The following is a 17,536-nucleotide window of genomic DNA, read 5'->3' as shown; positions in this document are numbered from 1 at the left end:
TAACGCCACATGCGAAAAGCCCGCCTTGCGGCGGGCTCCTCGACTTACTTGGCTTCGACCTTGGCCGGCAGCGTGTCCTCGCCGTGCTTCTTGATCATGTACCACTGCTGCAGCAGGCTCAGGCCACCGTTGACCACCCAGTACAGCACTAGGCCGGACGGCATGAAGGCCATCATCACGCCGAACACCAGCGGCATGAACTGCATCATCTTCTGCTGCATCGGGTCCATGCCCACGGCCGGCGTCAGCTTCTGGGTGAACCACATCACCGCCATGTTGATGACCGGCAGGATGAAGTACGGGTCACGCGCGGTCAGGTCCTGGATCCAGGCAAACCACGGGGCCTGGCGCAGTTCCACCGACTCCACCAGCACCCAGTACAGGGCGAAGAAGATCGGCATCTGGATCAGCAGCGGCAGGCAGCCGCCCATCGGATTGATCTTTTCCTTCTTGTACAGCTCCATCATCGCGGTCTGGAACTTCTGGCGGTCATCGCCATAGCGTTCCTTCAACTGCGCGATGCGCGGCTGGAACTTGCGCATCTTGGCCTGCGACTTGAACTGCGCATTGGCCAACGGGAACAGCGCCAGCTTGAGCAGGATCACCAGGCCGATGATCGACCAGCCCCAGTTGCCGACCAGCTTGTGCACCTGGTTCATCACCCAGAACAGGCCCTGGCCGATGATCGCCATGATCGAGAAGCGGCTGTAGTCGACCACGCGGTCCAGGCCCTTCACGTCTTCCTTGGCGATCTGGTTGACCAGCTTCGGGCCCACCCACAGGCGCGCCTCGGTGCTGACCTTCTGCCCCGGTGCCACGGTGAAGCCCGGGCCGCTGGCTTCGATCACGTTGCGCGGGCCGTTCTGCGACAGGCGGTACAGCGCGGCCTGGTCGGCCTGCGGGATCCACGCGGTGAAGAAGTGGTGCTGCAGCATCGCCGCCCAGCCACCGGTGATGGTTTGGCTGAGGTTGCCGTCATCCATGTAGTCCTTGAACGCACGGCGCTGGTAGCCTTCTTCCGGGCTGAACCAGGTGGCGCCATTGAAGCTGAAGGAGTCCGGGTTGGTCATGCCGCGGGTGACGATGGACGGCACGCGGTCCAGCTTGCGGAACACGTAGCCCTGCCACGGCGCGCTGCCGGCGTTGCTCACTTCATCCTTCACCGAAACGGCGTACTCGCCACGGGTGAAGGTATAGGTGCGGTGGATGCTCACGCCGTTGGGGCCATTCCACACGAACGGCACCTGCACCTGGTTCTGGCCGTCGGCCAGCACCACCTCGGTGGCGTTGCCGGCCGGCTGGAAACCGGCGGCGCCAGGTACCGGCGAACCGGACTGGCTGGCCCAACCGGCGGTGGCGGTATACGGGTGCGCCTTGTCCTCGGTCAGCAACTGCACCGGCGGGCTGCCGGCGGCCTTGGTCTGCGGGAACTGCAGCAGGTCGGCGTCGAGCACGCTGCGGCCATCCAGCACCAGCTTGAGGACGTCGGTGGTGACGGTCACGCGCGGTGCGGCACTGGCCGCTTCGACGCCGGCAACCGCCGGGGCGGCCGGAGCCTCATGGCCGGGGACGGTGGCCTGCGGCACAGTACCGGTGCCGGGCACGGCGAGGTCGGCATCGTTGGACACCGGCACGGCCGGCTGGGTCGCGGCCACGGTGGCCGGATCCGGCGCGTTCTTCTCGCGACCCCATTCCATCCACAGCAGCACGGCCACCATCAGCCAGGCGAAAATCAGGAATACACGGGTCTGGTTCATCAGCAGGCTGGCTCGGCTCGGCCGGACGAAGCATCCGGCGCGTTCAAAGGAGTGGGTTCAGCGCCCTTGCGCGGCGGCATTGTGCCGTCCGCGCCCGCAGCGGGCAATGCGCCGGCACGGCGCAGCAGGCGTTCGAACGCCTCGCGGATCTGTTGATTGCTGGCCGTCTTGGCCGCCGAGCGGGCAACGACGACGAAATCGCCACCGGCCAAGCACGGCAAAAGATGGCGTGTTGCATCGCGCAACACACGCTTGATACGGTTACGGCCGACCGCACGCGTATCCACCTTCCGTGACACGGCCATGCCCAACCGAGCGGGGGCATCCCCTTTCAGCCAGTGGAGTGTCATCAGCGGGTCGGACACACGGCGGGCGCCGTTGAAGACCGTAGAGTATTCAGCGCGCGTACGAACCCGCGCAGAGCGAGGGAATCGCTTGCGCGGGAAGGCACTGCTCACGATTGAAGTTGCATGTGCCGCGGAGAGCGGCAACGCAATCAAGCGCTGAGGACTTTGCGGCCCTTGGCGCGGCGACGCGACAGGACCTTGCGGCCGTCAGCGGTCTTCATGCGGGCACGGAAGCCGTGATCGCGCTTGCGCTTGAGGTTGCTGGGTTGGAACGTGCGCTTGGTGGCCATGGGGGCACCTGTATGAATGGGACGGAAAGAACCGGAAATTCTATAGAAGCGCCCCCCACCCCGTCAAGCTTGCGAAACGACGGATATTCACAGGCCGGTGCACAGCTTGTGGATGAGCCTGTGAATAAATCCGGGACAAGCATTCCCGCATCCGGTCTGCGGTGGTAGTCTGGGCCATCCACTTTTCCCTGTTCCGGCCTGTGGCCCGGCGGCTTCCTGCGCCTTGCCGACAAGGCCTTTGATGATTATTGCTGATGGATGCCTGGTCTCTTTGTCTTGAACGTCTTGAAGCGGAATTCCCGCCGGAAGATGTCCACACCTGGTTGAAGCCCTTGCAGGCCGACCAGCGCGCTGACAGCCTGGTGCTGTACGCGCCCAATGCCTTCATCGTCGAGCAGGTGCGCGAGCGGTACCTGTCGCGCATCTCCGAGCTGCTCGCCCATTTCGCCGGTTTTTCCGAGGTCATCCTGGAGATCGGCTCGCGCCCCCGCGTGGCCGAGCCGGCCCCGCTGCCGGTGAGCAGCGGCGTCCAGGCGCCGGTATCGGCACCGGTGGTGCCGTTCAACGGCAACCTGGATGCGCACTACACCTTCACCAACTTCGTGGAAGGCCGCAGCAACCAGCTGGGCCTGGCCGCCGCGTTCCAGGCGGCACAGAAGCCCGGCGACCGCGCCCACAACCCGCTGCTGCTGTACGGTGGCACCGGCCTGGGCAAGACCCACCTGATGCTGGCCGCCGGCAATGCCATGCGCCAGGCCAACCCGGGGGCCAAGGTGCTGTACCTGCGTTCGGAACAGTTCTTCAGCGCGATGATCCGGGCGCTGCAGGAAAAGACCATGGACCAGTTCAAGCGCCAGTTCCAGCAGGTGGACGCGCTGCTGATCGATGACATCCAGTTCTTCGCCGGCAAGGACCGCACCCAGGAAGAGTTCTTCCACACCTTCAACGCGCTGTTCGACGGCAAGCAACAGATCATCCTGACCTGCGACCGTTACCCGCGCGAGGTCGAAGGCTTGGAAGCGCGCCTGAAATCACGCTTGGCCTGGGGCCTGTCGGTGGCGATCGAACCGCCGGATTTCGAGACCCGTGCGGCCATCGTGCTGGCCAAGGCACGCGAACGCGGTGCCGAGATCCCGGATGACGTGGCGTTCCTGATCGCCAAGAAGATGCGCTCGAATGTGCGCGACCTGGAAGGGGCACTCAACACCCTGACCGCCCGTGCCAATTTCACCGGCCGCGCGATCACCACCGAGTTCGCCCAGGAAACCCTGCGCGACCTGCTGCGTGCCCAGCAGCAGGCGATCAGCATTCCCAACATCCAGAAGACCGTCGCTGATTACTACGGCCTGCAGATCAAGGACCTGTTGTCCAAGCGCCGCACCCGTTCGCTGGCCCGTCCGCGCCAGGTCGCCATGGCGCTGACCAAGGAGCTGACCGAGCACAGCCTGCCGGAAATCGGCGATGCCTTCGCCGGCCGTGACCACACCACCGTGCTTCACGCCTGCCGCCAGATCAAGACGCTGATGGAAACCGACGGCAAGCTCCGCGAGGACTGGGACAAGCTCATCCGCAAGTTGAGTGAGTAAGCCATTCGGGGCACCGGATAGGTCGTAGGGAAGAAGCCGGACGAATCATGCACCGACGCCGCAGAGGCGTCATCGCACAAAACGGTGCATGATTCGGGGGCAGACGTTGAGGAAGTTGTGGATAAAAACGCGTCTCCAAAAACGCGAAAAGTTATCCACAGCATTCCCCACCCGTTCCGGGCCAGTAGTACAGAGGGTTTCAGTGCATAGAAACCTTTTGAAAACAAATACTTGGGTGTGTTTTAAACCAAATCTGGCTCTACCAGCACCACCAAGCTTTTGATTTAACCCACATCTTTTAAAAGCATAGGGGCACGAAACCACATGCGTTTCACACTGCAGCGCGAAGCCTTTCTCAAGCCGTTGGCCCAGGTCGTCAACGTGGTTGAACGCCGCCAGACTCTGCCGGTTCTGGCCAATTTCCTGGTCCAGGTGCAGGGTGGTCAGCTTTCATTGACCGGTACCGACCTGGAAGTGGAGATGGTCTCCCGCATCGCGGTCGAAGACGCCCAGGATGGTGAAACCACCATTCCGGCGCGCAAGCTGTTCGAGATCATCCGCGCCCTGCCTGATGGCAGCCGCATCACCGTTTCGCAGACCGGCGAAAAGATCACGGTGCAGGCAGGCCGCAGTCGCTTCACCCTGGCGACCCTGCCGGCCAACGACTTCCCGTCGGTTGACGAAGTCGAAGCCACCGAGCGCGTTGCCGTGCCGGAAGCGGCGTTGAAGGAACTGATCGAACGCACCGCGTTCGCAATGGCCCAGCAGGACGTGCGTTACTACCTCAACGGCCTGCTGTTCGACCTGCGCGACAAGACCCTGCGTTGCGTGGCCACCGACGGTCATCGCCTGGCGCTGTGCGAAACCGAGCTGGAAAGCAGCACCGGCAAGCGCCAGATCATCGTGCCGCGCAAGGGCGTGACCGAGCTGCAGCGTCTGCTGGAAGGCGGCGATCGTGAGGTGGAACTGGAAGTCGGCCGCAGCCATGTCCGGGTCAAGCGCGACGATGTGACCTTCACTTCGAAGCTGATCGACGGCCGCTTCCCGGATTACGAAGCGGTGATCCCGATCGGTGCCGACCGCGAAGTGAAGATCGAGCGCGAAAGCCTGCGTGCTTCGCTGCAGCGCGCCGCCATCCTGTCGAACGAAAAGTACCGCGGCGTTCGCGTCGAGGTGACCCCGGGGCAGCTGAAGATCAGCGCGCATAACCCGGAACAGGAAGAAGCGCAGGAAGAAGTCGAGGCCGATACCCAGGTCAATGATCTGGCCATTGGCTTCAACGTGAACTACCTGCTCGACGCCCTGTCGGCACTGCGCGACGAGCATGTGGTCATCCAGCTGCGCGACTCGAACTCCTCGGCGCTGGTGCGCGAAGCCAGCAGCGAGAAGTCGCGCCACGTCGTGATGCCGCTTCGTCTCTGACCGGCGTTCCACGTGGAACATGAAGAAGCCCGGCGAATGCCGGGCTTTTTTTCTTGCAAGGTTCCACGTGGAACCTGATTCCGGGGCGGACGTTTCGGAAGCCGTTCGCAATGGTGGCAATGGACCGCCATTGCAGCCGGTCTTGCGCAATTTCCTCTCAGAGGCCCAGGGCACTTCGCATCAGCCGTCGCGCCACCTGATTTTTTTCTTTTCTGGATCTCGATTTCTGGCAAAGGGACCTGCCCCAAGCACCGGGTTCTTCCAACGGTGATCCGATTCCGGGCTCAGATGGCCCGGGCTTGGAGGCCATCTTCGGAGCAACGGGAGATGCTGCAGTTCTGGTTGCCCGGCTGATGGGTATCGAGAACGCCATTTCCCCGCAGAAGCTCGGCAAGCGGGTTGTTCCGTTGAGCTTGGCCAGCCATGGGACCGCAGATTTCGCCAGTTCCGCAGCCGTTCGGCCGGAAAGCGAAGCGTGCAAGCAGCAGATCCCGGATGCCGCGTCGCCCAGCGTCCACCATTTGGCCTTGGTTTCGTTGACTTCTGCCGGTAATCGGGCCGCACGACCAGTTCAGAAACGGCGATATCCGAGGTTTCGAAATACCAGCGTGGGGCGAGAAGGCCGCCAGGTTCCACGCGGCGCCTTCGAAGCCAGCTCTGCGCCCGGGGATTTCTTCAAATCTGAAAGTCAGGTGGCGTGCAGGACTCCCGGATTTCGCCATTTGAGCCGCTTTGTCCCGGCCCTGTTGCGGTGACGCTTTTCGCAGCTCTATGCTTTAAATCTGAGAATAAATCTAAAGCTTGGTGGTGCTGGTAGAGCTGGATTTCATGTAGAACTACGCTAAGTGACTGTTTTAGATGGATATATTAGCTTCGAAACCCCCTTGAAAAGTAGCCTTCAAGCCTGTGGATATCTGTGCATAAGGTGGTTCCTGTGGAAAAGTGCCAAATTTATCCACAGATTGCCAAAGTTATACACAGACCTTTCCCCCAGAGCTGTCCCGCGAGGAAAAACCCCCAAGAACGGCCCACCGGGAGCGGGGCCTTATTTCGTGAAATCTGAAACGGCGTGAAGGGTTGGATGCTGCAGAATTCGCGAAATTGCAGGTGTTCCACGTGGAGCGCCTGGGCGAGCGTATTGCCCGCACCCCGTTGGCAGATGCTTTAAGCTGCGCCCTTGTCCGCCGCGGATGGCGCGGTGGTTGGGTACTTGAGCGTCAATGCATATCGTCCGTGTTGCCCTGAACCGCGTCCGTCGGTTCGATTCGGTGGAATTGGCGCCCCGCCCTGGCATCAACCTGATTACCGGCGCCAATGGCGCTGGCAAGACCAGCCTGCTGGAAGCGCTGCATCTGATGGCCTACGGCCGCAGTTTCCGCGGGCGCGTACGCGATGGCCTGGTCCAGAAAGGTGCGGACAGCCTGGATGTCTTTGTGGAATGGGAAGAGCGCGGAGCCGGCGGTGAGACCGTAGTTCCCCGCCGAGCTGGGCTGCGTCATGGTGGCCAGAGCTGGAAGGGCCGTCTGGATGGCGAGGATGTCGCGCAACTGGGCACATTGTGCGCCGCGTTGGCGGTGGTGACCTTCGAACCGGGCAGCCATGCCCTGGTCAGCGGGGGGAGCGAGCCCCGTCGTCGCTTCATCGATTGGGGATTGTTCCACGTGGAACCGGACTTTCTCCCCCTGTGGCGGCGTTACACCCGGGCGTTGAAGCAACGCAACGCGCTGCTCAAGGCCGGGGCCCCGGGCTATCAGCTTGATGCTTGGGACAGGGAATTGGTTGAAGCGGGCGTGCCGCTGACTTCGCGCCGCCAGCACTACGTGGAACGTCTGCAGGAGCGGGCCATTGCCATTGCTGCCGATCTGGCCCCGACCTTGCAGTTGCAGACCCTGGAACTGCTGCCGGGGTGGCGCCGCCACGAGGTATCGCTGGGGGATGCCCTGCTGCTGGCCCGCGAACGTGACCGCAATGCCGGCTTCACGTCGGTGGGACCACATCGCGCGGACTGGGATGTGGGCTTTGCGCAGATCCCAGGCCGCGACGCGCTGTCCCGCGGGCAGGCAAAGCTGACCGCACTGGCCTGCCTGTTGGCCCAGGCCGAGGACTACGCTGCCCTGCGCGGTGAATGGCCGGTCATTGCGCTGGATGACCTGGGCTCGGAACTGGACCGCAATCACCAGCGGCGGGTGCTGCACCGCCTGGCGCAGGTGCCGGCCCAGGTGTTCATCACCGCCACCGAAGTACCGGCAGCCCTGGAAGAAGAGCTGCGCCCGGCGGCAATGTTCCACGTGGAACACGGCACGCTCCAGGCCGTGGTTTGAGCCTTCAGGGCGGAAATCTGCCCGGTAGGTATAATCGGAACGTCACCCCTACCCCTCATGCCCCTGCCGTACCGGCAGTGCATGACCTGCGGAGCCTACGGCAAGCGCAATGAGCGAAGAACAGAACACCCCGGCCACGAACGGCAATTACGACGCCAACAGCATTACCGCCTTGGAAGGCCTGGAAGCGGTCCGCAAGCGCCCCGGCATGTACATCGGCGACGTCCATGACGGCACCGGTCTGCATCACATGGTGTTCGAGGTTGTCGACAACTCTATCGACGAAGCGCTGGCAGGTCACGCCGACAACGTCACCGTCACCATCCACGCCGACGGTTCGGTGTCGGTGTCGGACAACGGCCGCGGCATCCCGGTCGGCAAGCACGAGCAGATGAGCAAGAAGCTCGACCGCGAAGTGTCCGCGGCCGAAGTGGTGATGACCGTCCTGCACGCCGGCGGCAAGTTCGACGACAACAGCTACAAGGTTTCCGGCGGCCTGCACGGCGTCGGCGTCAGCGTGGTCAATGCGCTGTCGGAGAAGCTGATGCTGGATATCTTCCAGCGCGGCTTCCATTACCAGCAGGAGTTCAGCCACGGCGCGGCGGTGCGTCCGCTGGAAAAGCTGGAAACCAGCGACAAGCGCGGCACCACCGTGCGCTTCTGGCCGTCGGTGGTCGCGTTCAACAACAACGTCGAGTTCCACTACGAGATCCTGGCGCGCCGCCTGCGCGAACTCTCGTTCCTCAACTCCGGCGTCAAGATCGCCCTGGTCGACGAACGCGGCGAAGGCCGTCGGGATGACTTCCATTACGAAGGCGGCATCAAGAGTTTCGTGGAACACCTGGCCCAGGTGAAGACCCCGCTGCACCCGAACGTGATCGCGGTGACCGGCGAGTCCAACGGCATCGTGGTGGAAGTGGCGCTGCAGTGGACCGATTCCTACCAGGAAACGATGTACTGCTTCACCAACAACATCCCGCAGAAGGACGGCGGCACCCACCTGGCCGGTTTCCGTGCCGCGCTGACCCGTACGCTCAACAACTACATCGAGCAGAACGGCATCGCCAAGCAGGCCAAGATCAGCTTCACCGGCGATGACATGCGCGAAGGCATGATCGCGGTCCTGTCGGTCAAGGTGCCGGACCCGAGCTTCTCCAGCCAGACCAAGGAAAAGCTGGTCAGCTCCGACGTCAAGCCGGCGGTGGAAAGCACCTTCGGCGCCAAGCTCGAAGAGTTCCTGCAGGAAAACCCGAACGAAGCCAAGGTCATCGCCGGCAAGATCGTCGATGCCGCGCGTGCCCGCGAGGCCGCCCGCAAGGCGCGTGACCTGACCCGCCGCAAGGGCGCGTTGGACATTGCCGGTCTGCCGGGCAAGCTGGCCGACTGCCAGGAAAAGGACCCGGCGCTGTCGGAACTGTTCATCGTCGAGGGTGACTCGGCAGGCGGCTCGGCCAAGCAGGGCCGCAACCGCAAGAACCAGGCGGTGCTGCCACTGCGCGGCAAGATCCTCAACGTGGAACGCGCACGCTTCGACCGCATGCTGGCCTCGGACCAGGTCGGTACGCTGATCACCGCGCTGGGTACCGGCATCGGCCGCGACGAGTACAACCCGGACAAGCTGCGCTACCACAAGATCATCATTATGACCGACGCCGACGTCGACGGCGCCCACATCCGCACCCTGCTGCTGACGTTCTTCTACCGGCAGATGCCGGAGCTGATCGAGCGCGGCTACGTCTACATCGGCCTGCCGCCGCTGTACAAGATCAAGCAGGGCAAGACCGAGCTGTACCTCAAGGATGACCCGGCGCTGGATGCCTACCTGGCCAACAGCGCGGTGGAAAACGCCGCCCTGGTACCGGCCACCGGCGAGCCGCCGATCGAGGGCGTGGCGCTGGAAAAGCTGCTGATGGTCTACGCCGGCGCGCAGGATGCAATCGAGCGCAACGCGCACCGCTATGACCGCGGTCTGCTCGAGGCGCTGGTCGATTTCACCCCGATGGACCTGCAGCACCTGCGCAGCGCCGGTGAGGGCGAAGGCCTGGATGCGCTGGCCAAGCACCTCAACCAGGGCAGCCTGGGCACGCCGCGTTTCACCCTGACCCTGCAGGAACCGAACGAGCAGCGGCCGGCGGCCGTGCTGGTGACCCGTCGCCACATGGGCGAGGAGCACATCCAGGTGTTGCCGTTGTCCGCGTTCGAGTCCGGCGAGTTGCGTCCGCTGCACCAGGCGTCGCAGCTGCTGCATGGCCTGATCCGCGAGGGCGCGACCATCAGCCGTGGCAACAAGAGCACCGAGGTGACCGGCTTCGCGCAGGCGCAGGCCTGGTTGATGGAAGAGGCCAAGAAGGGCCGCCAGATCCAGCGCTTCAAGGGCCTGGGTGAAATGAATCCGGAACAGCTGTGGGACACCACCGTGAACCCGGATACCCGCCGCCTGCTGCAGGTACGCATCGAGGATGCGGTGGAAGCGGACCAGATCTTCAGCACCCTGATGGGCGACGTGGTTGAACCGCGCCGCGACTTCATCGAGGACAACGCGCTGAAGGTCATGAACCTGGATATCTGAGAGATCCAGCCGCAAGACCCGGGCGCCAGGCATCCATGGCGCCCGTCTTCTGCCCACCGCCTGCTCTGCAAAGGCCCGCGATGTCCGTTCCTCCCCCGCTCTCCCCGCCCATGGCACGCAAGCAATCGCCGGTCATCGGCTTCATCGCGGACCTGTTGCTCGCCGCGGGCTTCCTGCTGTGCCTGAGCCTGGCGTGTGGCCTGGCCTGGGGCCTGTGGCGTGGCGTCATGGTGGGCATGGAGGCCGCGAAGAACGGCAATGGCATGCCGGCCGGCAAGGAATTGTCGGGCCTGCTGGGTGACCCGGGCGCGCTGGCGCAGATCCTGATCGCCCTGATATCCACCGGCGGCGCGGCACTGGTGCTGTACTTCTGGCGTCGTCGCGCCACGCCGGCCGAGCGCGCGCAATCGCACCGGAATGCCCGCCGCGGCACGACCTGGGGCTGGACGCTGCTGGTAGCGGCCTGCGTGTTCATTGGCAGCAGCCTGATCAGCTGGATCGGCAAGCAGTTCGGCATCGAGCCGGCCCCGACCAACCTGCCGCTGATGGAACAGGCACTGGCCAACTATCCCCTGCTGCTGGTGGTCTTCGCCGTGTTCCTGGCCCCGGCCTATGAGGAATTGCTGTTCCGGCGCGTCCTGTTCGGCCGCCTGTGGGCCGCTGGCCGACCATGGCTGGGCATGCTGTTGAGCGGCGCGGCTTTCGCGCTGGTGCACGAGGTGCCCGGCACCAGCCCCAACGGGCTGCCGGAGATGCTGCTGTTGTGGTTGATTTACGGGGGCATGGGCATCGCCTTTGCCTGGCTGTACCGCAAGACCGGGACGCTGTGGGCGGCCATCGCCGCGCATGCGATCAACAACGCCATCGCGCTCGGCGCGCTGGTCTGGTTCGGCGCGCAGTAAGCCGAACGCGCGGTTGACGAAAAATTAAGCAGGACGCTCGCACACTGCAGCCATGAATGTGGGGGATCCATCATGAAAGCCGCTGCTTTCGCCATCACTGCCATCCTGCTGCTCGGCGCCTGCGCGACCACCACGTCGCCGACCGGGCGTCGCCAGGTCGTTGGTGGCGTTTCCCAGCAACAGCTGGACCAGCTGGGCGCGCAGGCCTTCGCCGAAACCAAGGCCAAGGAAACCGTCAATCGCGACGCCCGGCAGAACGCCTACGTGCAATGCGTGGTCAACGCGCTCGTCGCCCAGCTGCCCTCCCAGTACCATGGCGTACGTTGGGAAACGGCGGTGTTCGTCGACAAGGAACCCAATGCCTTCGCCCTGCCCGGCGGCAAGGTCGGCGTGAACACGGGCATCTTCAGCGTGGCCCGCAACCAGGACCAGCTGGCGGCCGTCATCGGCCATGAGATCGGCCACGTCATTTCGCGCCACCATGAAGAACGCATCACCAAGCAGATGGGCGCCTCCGGGCTCCTGCAGGTGGCCAGCGTGCTGGCCGGCGCCGCCTACGGTGAAAGCGCGGCCAGCACGGTCAGCCAGCTCGGTGGCATGGGCGCGCAGACCATGTTCCTGCTGCCCGGCTCGCGCACCCAGGAAAGCGAGGCCGACGTGGTTGGCCAGCGGCTGATGGCCCAGGCCGGGTTCGACCCTTCGCAGGCGGTGAACCTGTGGCAGAACATGATGGCGGCCAGCGGAAACCGCTCCCCGCAATGGCTTTCCACCCACCCGGACCCGGCCAACCGCATCCGTGAACTGCAGCGCGATGCGCCGGCGCTGATGCCTGTTTTCCAGCAGGCCCGCCAGGCCGGGCGGGTCCCGCGGTGCGGATGACCCGGGACATTGCTGCAGTACACCAACGGAAGTGATTTCTCCGTCAAATATTTTCTGCTACGTTTGCGTGCTCGGTTTCTTTCCGAATAGTCCGAACTCCGCTCCCAAGCGGTCCCATCGAGGTGAACCATGATCTTCCGCAGCCATAAACAAGCCGTGCTTTCCGTCCTTATCGCGACCGCGCTCGGTGGTGTTGTGGTGGCTGATGCCGTTGCACAGTCGCGTTCGTCCGATCGCAACGAGCGTCGCGGTGGCCGTGGTAGCGCCAAGGCTGAAGTGCTGTTCCCGGAGGCGACCCGCCAGGAGCCCAACGGCAAGGCTTCCTCGAAGATGAGCGGCAAGCTGCAGAAGCTGTTCGAGGCCTACAACAAAAGCGAGTTCGAGCAGACCCGTGCGCTGGCCGATGAAATCATCGCCGCCGAGGCTGCCAACGACTACGACAAGGCCGTGGCCAACCAGCTGGCCTCGCAGGCCGCCTACAACCTGGACGACAACGCCGGCGCCAAGCAGTACCTGCAGCAGGCGCTTACCCTGAACCAGCTGGACAACAACGGCCACTACCAGGCACTGCTGATGCTGGCCCAGCTGCAGATCCAGGACGAGCAGTACGCCGAAGGCCTGGCCAACCTGGACAAGTACTTCGCCGAGTCCAAGTCCAACAAGCCCGAAGAGCTGATCATCAAGGGCCAGGCCCTGTACCAGACCGAAAAGTACGCCGAGGCCATCCCGGTGCTGCGTGCCGCCATTGCCGCCTCGCCCGAGCCGAAGGACAACTGGAACCAGCTGCTGATGGCGTCCTACGCCGAAGCCGGCCAGACCGGTGAAGCGGTCAAGGAAGCCGAGGCGCTGGCCAGCCGCAACCCCTCGGACAAGAAGGCCCAGCTCAACCTGGCCAGCATGTACATGCAGGCCGACCAGATGGACAAGGCCGCCGCAGTGATGGACAAGCTGCGTGCGTCCGGACAGCTCACCGAAGAGCGCGAGTACAAGCAGTTGTACTCGATCTACGCAAACACCGAGAACAAGGAACGGGACGTCATTGCGGTGATCAACGAGGGCCTGGAGAAAGGCATCCTCAAGCCGGATTACCAGGTTTACCTGGCCCTGGCGCAGTCGTACTACTACAGCGAGCAGATCCCCCAGGCGATCGAGGCCTGGCAGAAGGCCGCTCCGCTGTCCAAGGATGGTGAGACGTACCTGAACCTGGCAAAGGTTTTGCATTCGGAAGGCCGTATCCCGGAAGCAAAGCAGGCTGCCCGGGACGCAAAAGCCAAGGGTGTCAAAAACCCGGCTGATGCCGACAAAATCATCAACCTGAAGTAAGCAGGAATAACGCCTGAACAGCTGTTTTTGAGATGCGCAGCTGGTCAGGATTGGTATAAGCTTGGAGGTTCCTGCGGTGTCATGCACCGCTGAATCTCAGGGGCGACAGTAATGCTTGCCCCGCCTCACTACAGAGCTCTTGGCGCATGACGGAACAATTGGTCTTCCACCACAGGTACGACGACAGCGATAAGGATAAGGGTCTGAGCTGGCCCCGTATCGCTGGCATCGCCTTTGTAATCGCACTGCACTTGGCAGCCCTGATGATGCTTCTGATCCCGGCCGTGGCCCCGAAGGCCGCTGCGGAGAAGGAACGCAACGTCATGGTGACGCTGGTCGACGCCCCGCCGCCGCCGCCGCCACCGCCGCCGCCGCCGCCGCCGCAGGACATCCCGCCGCCGCCGGTCAAGAACCTGGCGCCGCCGAAGCCCTCGCCGCTGCCGCCGCCGCCGGAAGCCCCGGTGATCGACGTGCCGGAACCGCGCCCGAATGACGTGGTGACGCCGCCGGCCCCGCCGGCTCCGCCCGCCCCGCCGGTCGACATCCAGGCCAGCGTGGACATCTCGTCCAAGAACATGAACCCGCCGCGTTACCCGCCGGCCGCTTTCCGCGCCGGTATCCAGGGCGAGGTCATCCTGATCATTGATGTCGATGCCAACGGCAACGTCACCAATGTGGCCGTCGAGAAGTCCAGCCGCAACCGTGACCTCGACCGTGCTGCCATGGAAGCGGCGCGCAAGTGGAAGTTCAACCCCGCCTCAAGCGGTGGACAGAAGGCGGCTGGTCGCGTCCGCGTCCCGGTCAACTTTGCGCTGAGCTGATCCGTGTGGCGGCCAGGACTGGCCGCTGCTGGAACGGTTCAACTTTAGCTACACCCTTTAACACCACACACAACAAAGGTAAGCGTCATGCTGCAGGAAATTTTCATCGCCGCTGCTGCCGGGGGCAACGCAAACAACGCCCTCTCGCAGATGGGCTTCGAGCACCTGATCCACGAAATGACCTCCAAGCCGGGTGACTTCGCCGTCTCCTGGGTCGTGCTGATCACCCTGGTGGCGATGTCGGCCATGTCCTGGTACTGGACTGTCATCAACATCTTCCGTACCGCCCGCCTGAAGTCGGCCGCTGGCCGCGTTCCGAGCCTGTTCTGGGATGCCCCGAACGCCCAGGACGCCATCCGCGCCATGGAAGAACAGCCGGCTTCCGAGCCGTTCTCGAAGATCGCCCTGGACGCTGCCCAGGCTGCTGCCCACCACCAGCAGGCCGGTGCCGCCGAGACCCTGAGCCGTTCGGAGTTCGTCGATCGCGCCCTGCGTCAGGCCGTGACCCGCGAGTCCAACAAGCTGCAGGGCGGCATGATCCTGCTGGCCACCGTCGGTGCAACCGCTCCGTTCGTGGGTCTGCTGGGTACCGTGTGGGGCATCTACGGCGCGCTGATCAAGATCGGTGCAACCGGTTCGGCCTCGATCGACGCCGTTGCCGGCCCGGTGGGTGAAGCGCTGATCATGACCGCCATCGGTCTGTTCGTGGCTATCCCGGCCGTGTTCGCCTTCAACTTCTTCAGCAAGATCAACAGCGCGACCATCAGCAAGTTCGATACCTTCGCGCACGATCTGCACGACTTCTTCGCCACTGGCTCGCGCGTTCGCTGAGCCAGTAAGCCGAGCAGTCCTCGCAACGATATAGACGGAGCCCGTTATGGCTTTCAGTAGTGGTAACAGCAGCGGCCCGATGGCCGACATCAACGTGACGCCCCTGGTGGACGTCATGCTGGTGCTGCTGATCATCTTCATCATCACGGCTCCCCTGATGTCCCACAAGGTCAAGGTGGAGTTGCCCGAGGCCAACCTGATCCAGAATCCGGACGATGCTGAAAAGCGTCCGAATCCGATCACGGTTGCCGTCAAGGAAGACGGTTCGCTCTACTGGAACGACGAGCCGGTCTCGAAGGAGACCCTGGAATCGCGTTTCGCCACCGCTGCGCAGCAGACGCCGCAGCCGCCGCTGAATCTGCGTGGTGACAAGACCACCAAGATGAGCGTGATCAACGAAGTGACCAAGATCGCGCAGGGTCAGGGCATGCTGGACGTCGGTTTCGTTGCCACCAAAGAAAAGGGGCAATAAGCGATGGCATTCAGTAGTGGCAACAACAAGGGCCCAATGGCCGACATCAACGTCACGCCCCTCGTGGACGTGATGCTGGTGCTGCTGATCATCTTCATCGTGACCGCGCCGATCATGACGTACCCGATTGCCGTGGATCTGCCGCAGCGGGTCATCAACCCGCCGCCGCAGCTGCGCGAGCCGCCGCCGCCGATCGATCTGCGCGTGGATGCGAGCAACCAGGTTTTCTGGAACAACAGTCCGGTGAACGTGGCTGACCTGCAGCAGAAGATGGAAGAAGAGGTACAGAAGGATCCGACCAACCAGCCGGAACTTCGCATCGAAGCAAGCCCGGATTCGGAGTATGAAGTCATGGCCAAGATCCTTGCCCAGGCCAAGAATGCTCAGATGAAGAAGATTGGCTTCGTGCAGTAATACTGCAACACCAAGTCATGACGCGACTGGAAAACGCCCCCGGAAACGGGGGCGTTTTTTTTGCTTCGCGAATCGTAATGGAGCGCAGCGGTGGAAACGGGATGGGGCGCCGCTGCCCTGCCCTGCAGTGCACCGGCAAGGAGCGGTTGGACACGAGCGCCAGGCGCTGGGTGGCATCGAGCGACGGGCTTGTGGATAAACGAAGCAGAAGGCGGCCGCGGTAGCGCATCTGGAAGGGGAAGCGCGTGGCGGCGTGCAGATTGCGTTGCGCCGGAAAACCCTGCGTCGCGAACCTCCCGCTGTGGATAAACATGTGCCGGGCGAGGTACGTGTCCGGAAGATCGCTGGGTTCCACGTGGGGTTGCGCTGCAGAATGCCTGGCACCGAGCCAGATTCGGCGTCATCGATCGGAGAAACACGGCTTGCCTGTTGGGATATCCACAGATGCGGCGCAGGCTGTGGATGAAACTGCAGCCTCATCCAATCCGATGCATCGTCCGGATGCGCGATTGCAGGCCATCAGGAGGCGTTGTTATCCACAGCTCCTGCGCTGAACGGTTCGATTCTCTCCAGCCTGGTGAACGCGGATTCCAGGGTTATCCACAGGCCATGGTGCATCCGTTTAGGGATGCCGGATGGCGCTTATCCACAACCGCAAGCGAGTGGCGTCACTCTGCCAAGGCGGATCCGGGCAGATGATCGGTCTAGCTGTGGATAACTCCTGCTACACCCCGCGAAGCGCTATCACTGCCAGAACAGCCGGATTTCAGAGAATCTACAGAAATTGAGCGACATTCAGCGATTTTTACGCCTGAAGCCTGAGGGATCAGGAATGCCCGAGCATCGGGCGCGAGCGGAGTCAGGCTGGCCTGCCCCACCCCGGCGTGGCAGGTCCAGGAGCGCTACAGGGGGGCCGGTGGATAAGTCATGCCTCTCAACGTACCGGGCGCCGGATATCCACAACAGAACAGCGGGAGGGCTGCCGGTTGCCATCGAACCGGCGTTTATCCACAGGAGAAGGGCAAAGCAGCGCCGCATCAATGCCCCGAATGGCCCCGGATGCTCCCGTTTGTTGATAAAAATGCGTTCAAGCGACGAGGGGTGTCTGCTTATCCACAGCAATCTGGGGATAAGCGGCTTCGCAGGCCTCCGGTATGCTTCGTGACCCGGACGACATCTGATCTATCCACAGGCGCTGTCCGGATCAGGCGGGTTGCCTGTACATGAACCGTTGCAGCTGTGGACAAGTACGGGCCGGAAGTACGCGGCGCCCGGGAAAATCAGGCTACTTGTCTGCCTATTGGTAGAATTTAGGAGAAGATAACCGCCGAAACTGCCCTTTTCGATACGGCGAATCCATCCACAGGGCATCGTCGTCAGGGGCCCAGGAGAGCATCCGCTTCCTGCTACACCCCCCGCGTGTCCTGCAAGTCCTCTTCGGGTGGCCCGGCGTTCCTACCCCGCTCCGGCATCAGCCGGGCAGGGCCCGCACTTGAGGGGATGGCAGTGGATGTCTGTGAAAGCCATCGCCCGGCCTGTGGATAACCATGTGAATGATCATGTGCTCATGCCGCATGCGCATGTTGTCCATCGCCGGGTACC

At 63.2% G+C, this 17,536-nt stretch carries 15 protein-coding genes; 12 read left to right on the top strand and 3 right to left on the bottom strand.

Annotation, left to right across the window (positions count from 1 at the left end):
- Positions 1 to 44 precede the first annotated feature (44 nt).
- Genes yidC through rpmH form a run of 3 tightly spaced genes read right to left on the bottom strand, consistent with a single transcriptional unit; the run spans position 45 to position 2,394 of the window.
- Positions 45 to 1,757, bottom strand: coding sequence for a membrane protein insertase YidC (gene yidC / locus ATCM_RS08255; RefSeq protein WP_132864064.1), 1,713 nt, complete (start codon positions 1,755 to 1,757; stop codon positions 45 to 47).
- Positions 1,757 to 2,215 (bottom strand): ribonuclease P protein component, encoded by a 459-nt coding sequence (gene rnpA / locus ATCM_RS08250; protein ID WP_192287192.1) that lies wholly within the window; start codon positions 2,213 to 2,215, stop codon positions 1,757 to 1,759. The genes yidC and rnpA overlap by 1 nt, the downstream gene beginning before the upstream one ends.
- A gap of 38 nt (positions 2,216 to 2,253) precedes the next feature.
- Positions 2,254 to 2,394, bottom strand: a complete 141-nt coding sequence (gene rpmH / locus ATCM_RS08245) for a 50S ribosomal protein L34 (RefSeq protein WP_132864063.1) — start codon at positions 2,392 to 2,394, stop codon at positions 2,254 to 2,256.
- 254 nt (positions 2,395 to 2,648) lie between these two features.
- On the opposite strand from rpmH, the gene dnaA reads away from it, so the two are divergent.
- The 12 genes from dnaA (at position 2,649) to ATCM_RS08185 (ending at position 15,934) form a co-directional block, all read left to right on the top strand.
- Positions 2,649 to 3,980 (top strand): chromosomal replication initiator protein DnaA, encoded by a 1,332-nt coding sequence (dnaA, locus tag ATCM_RS08240; RefSeq protein WP_132864062.1) that lies wholly within the window; start codon positions 2,649 to 2,651, stop codon positions 3,978 to 3,980.
- Positions 3,981 to 4,304: 324 nt separating this feature from the next.
- Complete coding sequence (gene dnaN / locus ATCM_RS08235) at positions 4,305 to 5,402, top strand: DNA polymerase III subunit beta (RefSeq protein ID WP_132864061.1); 1,098 nt, start codon at positions 4,305 to 4,307, stop codon at positions 5,400 to 5,402.
- A 353-nt stretch (positions 5,403 to 5,755) separates the two neighbouring features.
- Positions 5,756 to 6,157 (top strand): hypothetical protein, encoded by a 402-nt coding sequence (locus ATCM_RS08230; RefSeq protein ID WP_132864060.1) that lies wholly within the window; start codon positions 5,756 to 5,758, stop codon positions 6,155 to 6,157.
- A 465-nt stretch (positions 6,158 to 6,622) separates the two neighbouring features.
- Positions 6,623 to 7,723, top strand: a complete 1,101-nt coding sequence (gene recF / locus ATCM_RS08225; RefSeq protein WP_132864059.1) for a DNA replication/repair protein RecF — start codon at positions 6,623 to 6,625, stop codon at positions 7,721 to 7,723.
- Between the two features lie 109 nt (positions 7,724 to 7,832).
- Positions 7,833 to 10,292, top strand: a complete 2,460-nt coding sequence (gene gyrB, locus ATCM_RS08220) for a DNA topoisomerase (ATP-hydrolyzing) subunit B (protein WP_132864058.1) — start codon at positions 7,833 to 7,835, stop codon at positions 10,290 to 10,292.
- A gap of 80 nt (positions 10,293 to 10,372) precedes the next feature.
- Entirely contained in the window at positions 10,373 to 11,194 is an 822-nt protein-coding gene (locus ATCM_RS08215) for a type II CAAX endopeptidase family protein (protein WP_243693980.1), read from the top strand.
- A 72-nt stretch (positions 11,195 to 11,266) separates the two neighbouring features.
- The gene (locus ATCM_RS08210) at positions 11,267 to 12,073 is read left to right on the top strand and encodes a M48 family metallopeptidase (protein WP_132864056.1); all 807 of its coding nucleotides are present in this window, start codon (positions 11,267 to 11,269) and stop codon (positions 12,071 to 12,073) included.
- Positions 12,074 to 12,202: 129 nt separating this feature from the next.
- Positions 12,203 to 13,396: a DUF4032 domain-containing protein gene (locus tag ATCM_RS08205; RefSeq protein WP_132864055.1), complete on the top strand. Its 1,194-nt coding sequence runs from the start codon at positions 12,203 to 12,205 to the stop codon at positions 13,394 to 13,396.
- A gap of 263 nt (positions 13,397 to 13,659) precedes the next feature.
- Positions 13,660 to 14,217: an energy transducer TonB gene (locus ATCM_RS08200; RefSeq protein WP_225591644.1), complete on the top strand. Its 558-nt coding sequence runs from the start codon at positions 13,660 to 13,662 to the stop codon at positions 14,215 to 14,217.
- A gap of 87 nt (positions 14,218 to 14,304) precedes the next feature.
- Positions 14,305 to 15,048 carry a TonB-system energizer ExbB gene (gene exbB / locus ATCM_RS08195; protein WP_132864053.1) on the top strand — a complete coding sequence of 248 codons (744 nt, stop codon included), beginning with the start codon at positions 14,305 to 14,307 and terminating at the stop codon, positions 15,046 to 15,048.
- Between the two features lie 46 nt (positions 15,049 to 15,094).
- A complete protein-coding gene (locus ATCM_RS08190; RefSeq protein ID WP_132864052.1) occupies positions 15,095 to 15,520 on the top strand; it encodes a biopolymer transporter ExbD in 426 nt (141 codons plus the stop codon).
- A gap of 3 nt (positions 15,521 to 15,523) precedes the next feature.
- Entirely contained in the window at positions 15,524 to 15,934 is a 411-nt protein-coding gene (locus ATCM_RS08185) for a biopolymer transporter ExbD (RefSeq protein WP_132864051.1), read from the top strand.
- The last annotated feature ends 1,602 nt before the right edge of the window (positions 15,935 to 17,536 follow it).

This window comes from Stenotrophomonas sp. ATCM1_4, assembly GCF_004348115.1.
Lineage (GTDB): Bacteria > Pseudomonadota > Gammaproteobacteria > Xanthomonadales > Xanthomonadaceae > Stenotrophomonas > Stenotrophomonas capsici.
The sequence above is the reverse complement of the archived record's forward strand: the minus strand, read 5'-3'. Positions and strand labels throughout refer to the sequence as shown.

Excerpts from the sequence above, each read along its gene's own strand:
- yidC (WP_132864064.1), bottom strand. The coding sequence starts at position 1,757 with ATGAACCAGACCCGTGTATTCCTGATTTTCGCCTGGCTGATGGTGGCC.
- rpmH (WP_132864063.1), bottom strand. The coding sequence starts at position 2,394 with ATGGCCACCAAGCGCACGTTCCAACCCAGCAACCTCAAGCGCAAGCGC.
- dnaA (WP_132864062.1), top strand. The coding sequence starts at position 2,649 with ATGGATGCCTGGTCTCTTTGTCTTGAACGTCTTGAAGCGGAATTCCCG.
- dnaN (WP_132864061.1), top strand. The coding sequence starts at position 4,305 with ATGCGTTTCACACTGCAGCGCGAAGCCTTTCTCAAGCCGTTGGCCCAG.
- ATCM_RS08230 (WP_132864060.1), top strand. The coding sequence starts at position 5,756 with ATGGGTATCGAGAACGCCATTTCCCCGCAGAAGCTCGGCAAGCGGGTT.
- recF (WP_132864059.1), top strand. The coding sequence starts at position 6,623 with ATGCATATCGTCCGTGTTGCCCTGAACCGCGTCCGTCGGTTCGATTCG.
- gyrB (WP_132864058.1), top strand. The coding sequence starts at position 7,833 with ATGAGCGAAGAACAGAACACCCCGGCCACGAACGGCAATTACGACGCC.
- ATCM_RS08215 (WP_243693980.1), top strand. The coding sequence starts at position 10,373 with ATGTCCGTTCCTCCCCCGCTCTCCCCGCCCATGGCACGCAAGCAATCG.
- ATCM_RS08210 (WP_132864056.1), top strand. The coding sequence starts at position 11,267 with ATGAAAGCCGCTGCTTTCGCCATCACTGCCATCCTGCTGCTCGGCGCC.
- ATCM_RS08205 (WP_132864055.1), top strand. The coding sequence starts at position 12,203 with ATGATCTTCCGCAGCCATAAACAAGCCGTGCTTTCCGTCCTTATCGCG.
- ATCM_RS08200 (WP_225591644.1), top strand. The coding sequence starts at position 13,660 with ATGATGCTTCTGATCCCGGCCGTGGCCCCGAAGGCCGCTGCGGAGAAG.
- exbB (WP_132864053.1), top strand. The coding sequence starts at position 14,305 with ATGCTGCAGGAAATTTTCATCGCCGCTGCTGCCGGGGGCAACGCAAAC.
- ATCM_RS08190 (WP_132864052.1), top strand. The coding sequence starts at position 15,095 with ATGGCTTTCAGTAGTGGTAACAGCAGCGGCCCGATGGCCGACATCAAC.
- ATCM_RS08185 (WP_132864051.1), top strand. The coding sequence starts at position 15,524 with ATGGCATTCAGTAGTGGCAACAACAAGGGCCCAATGGCCGACATCAAC.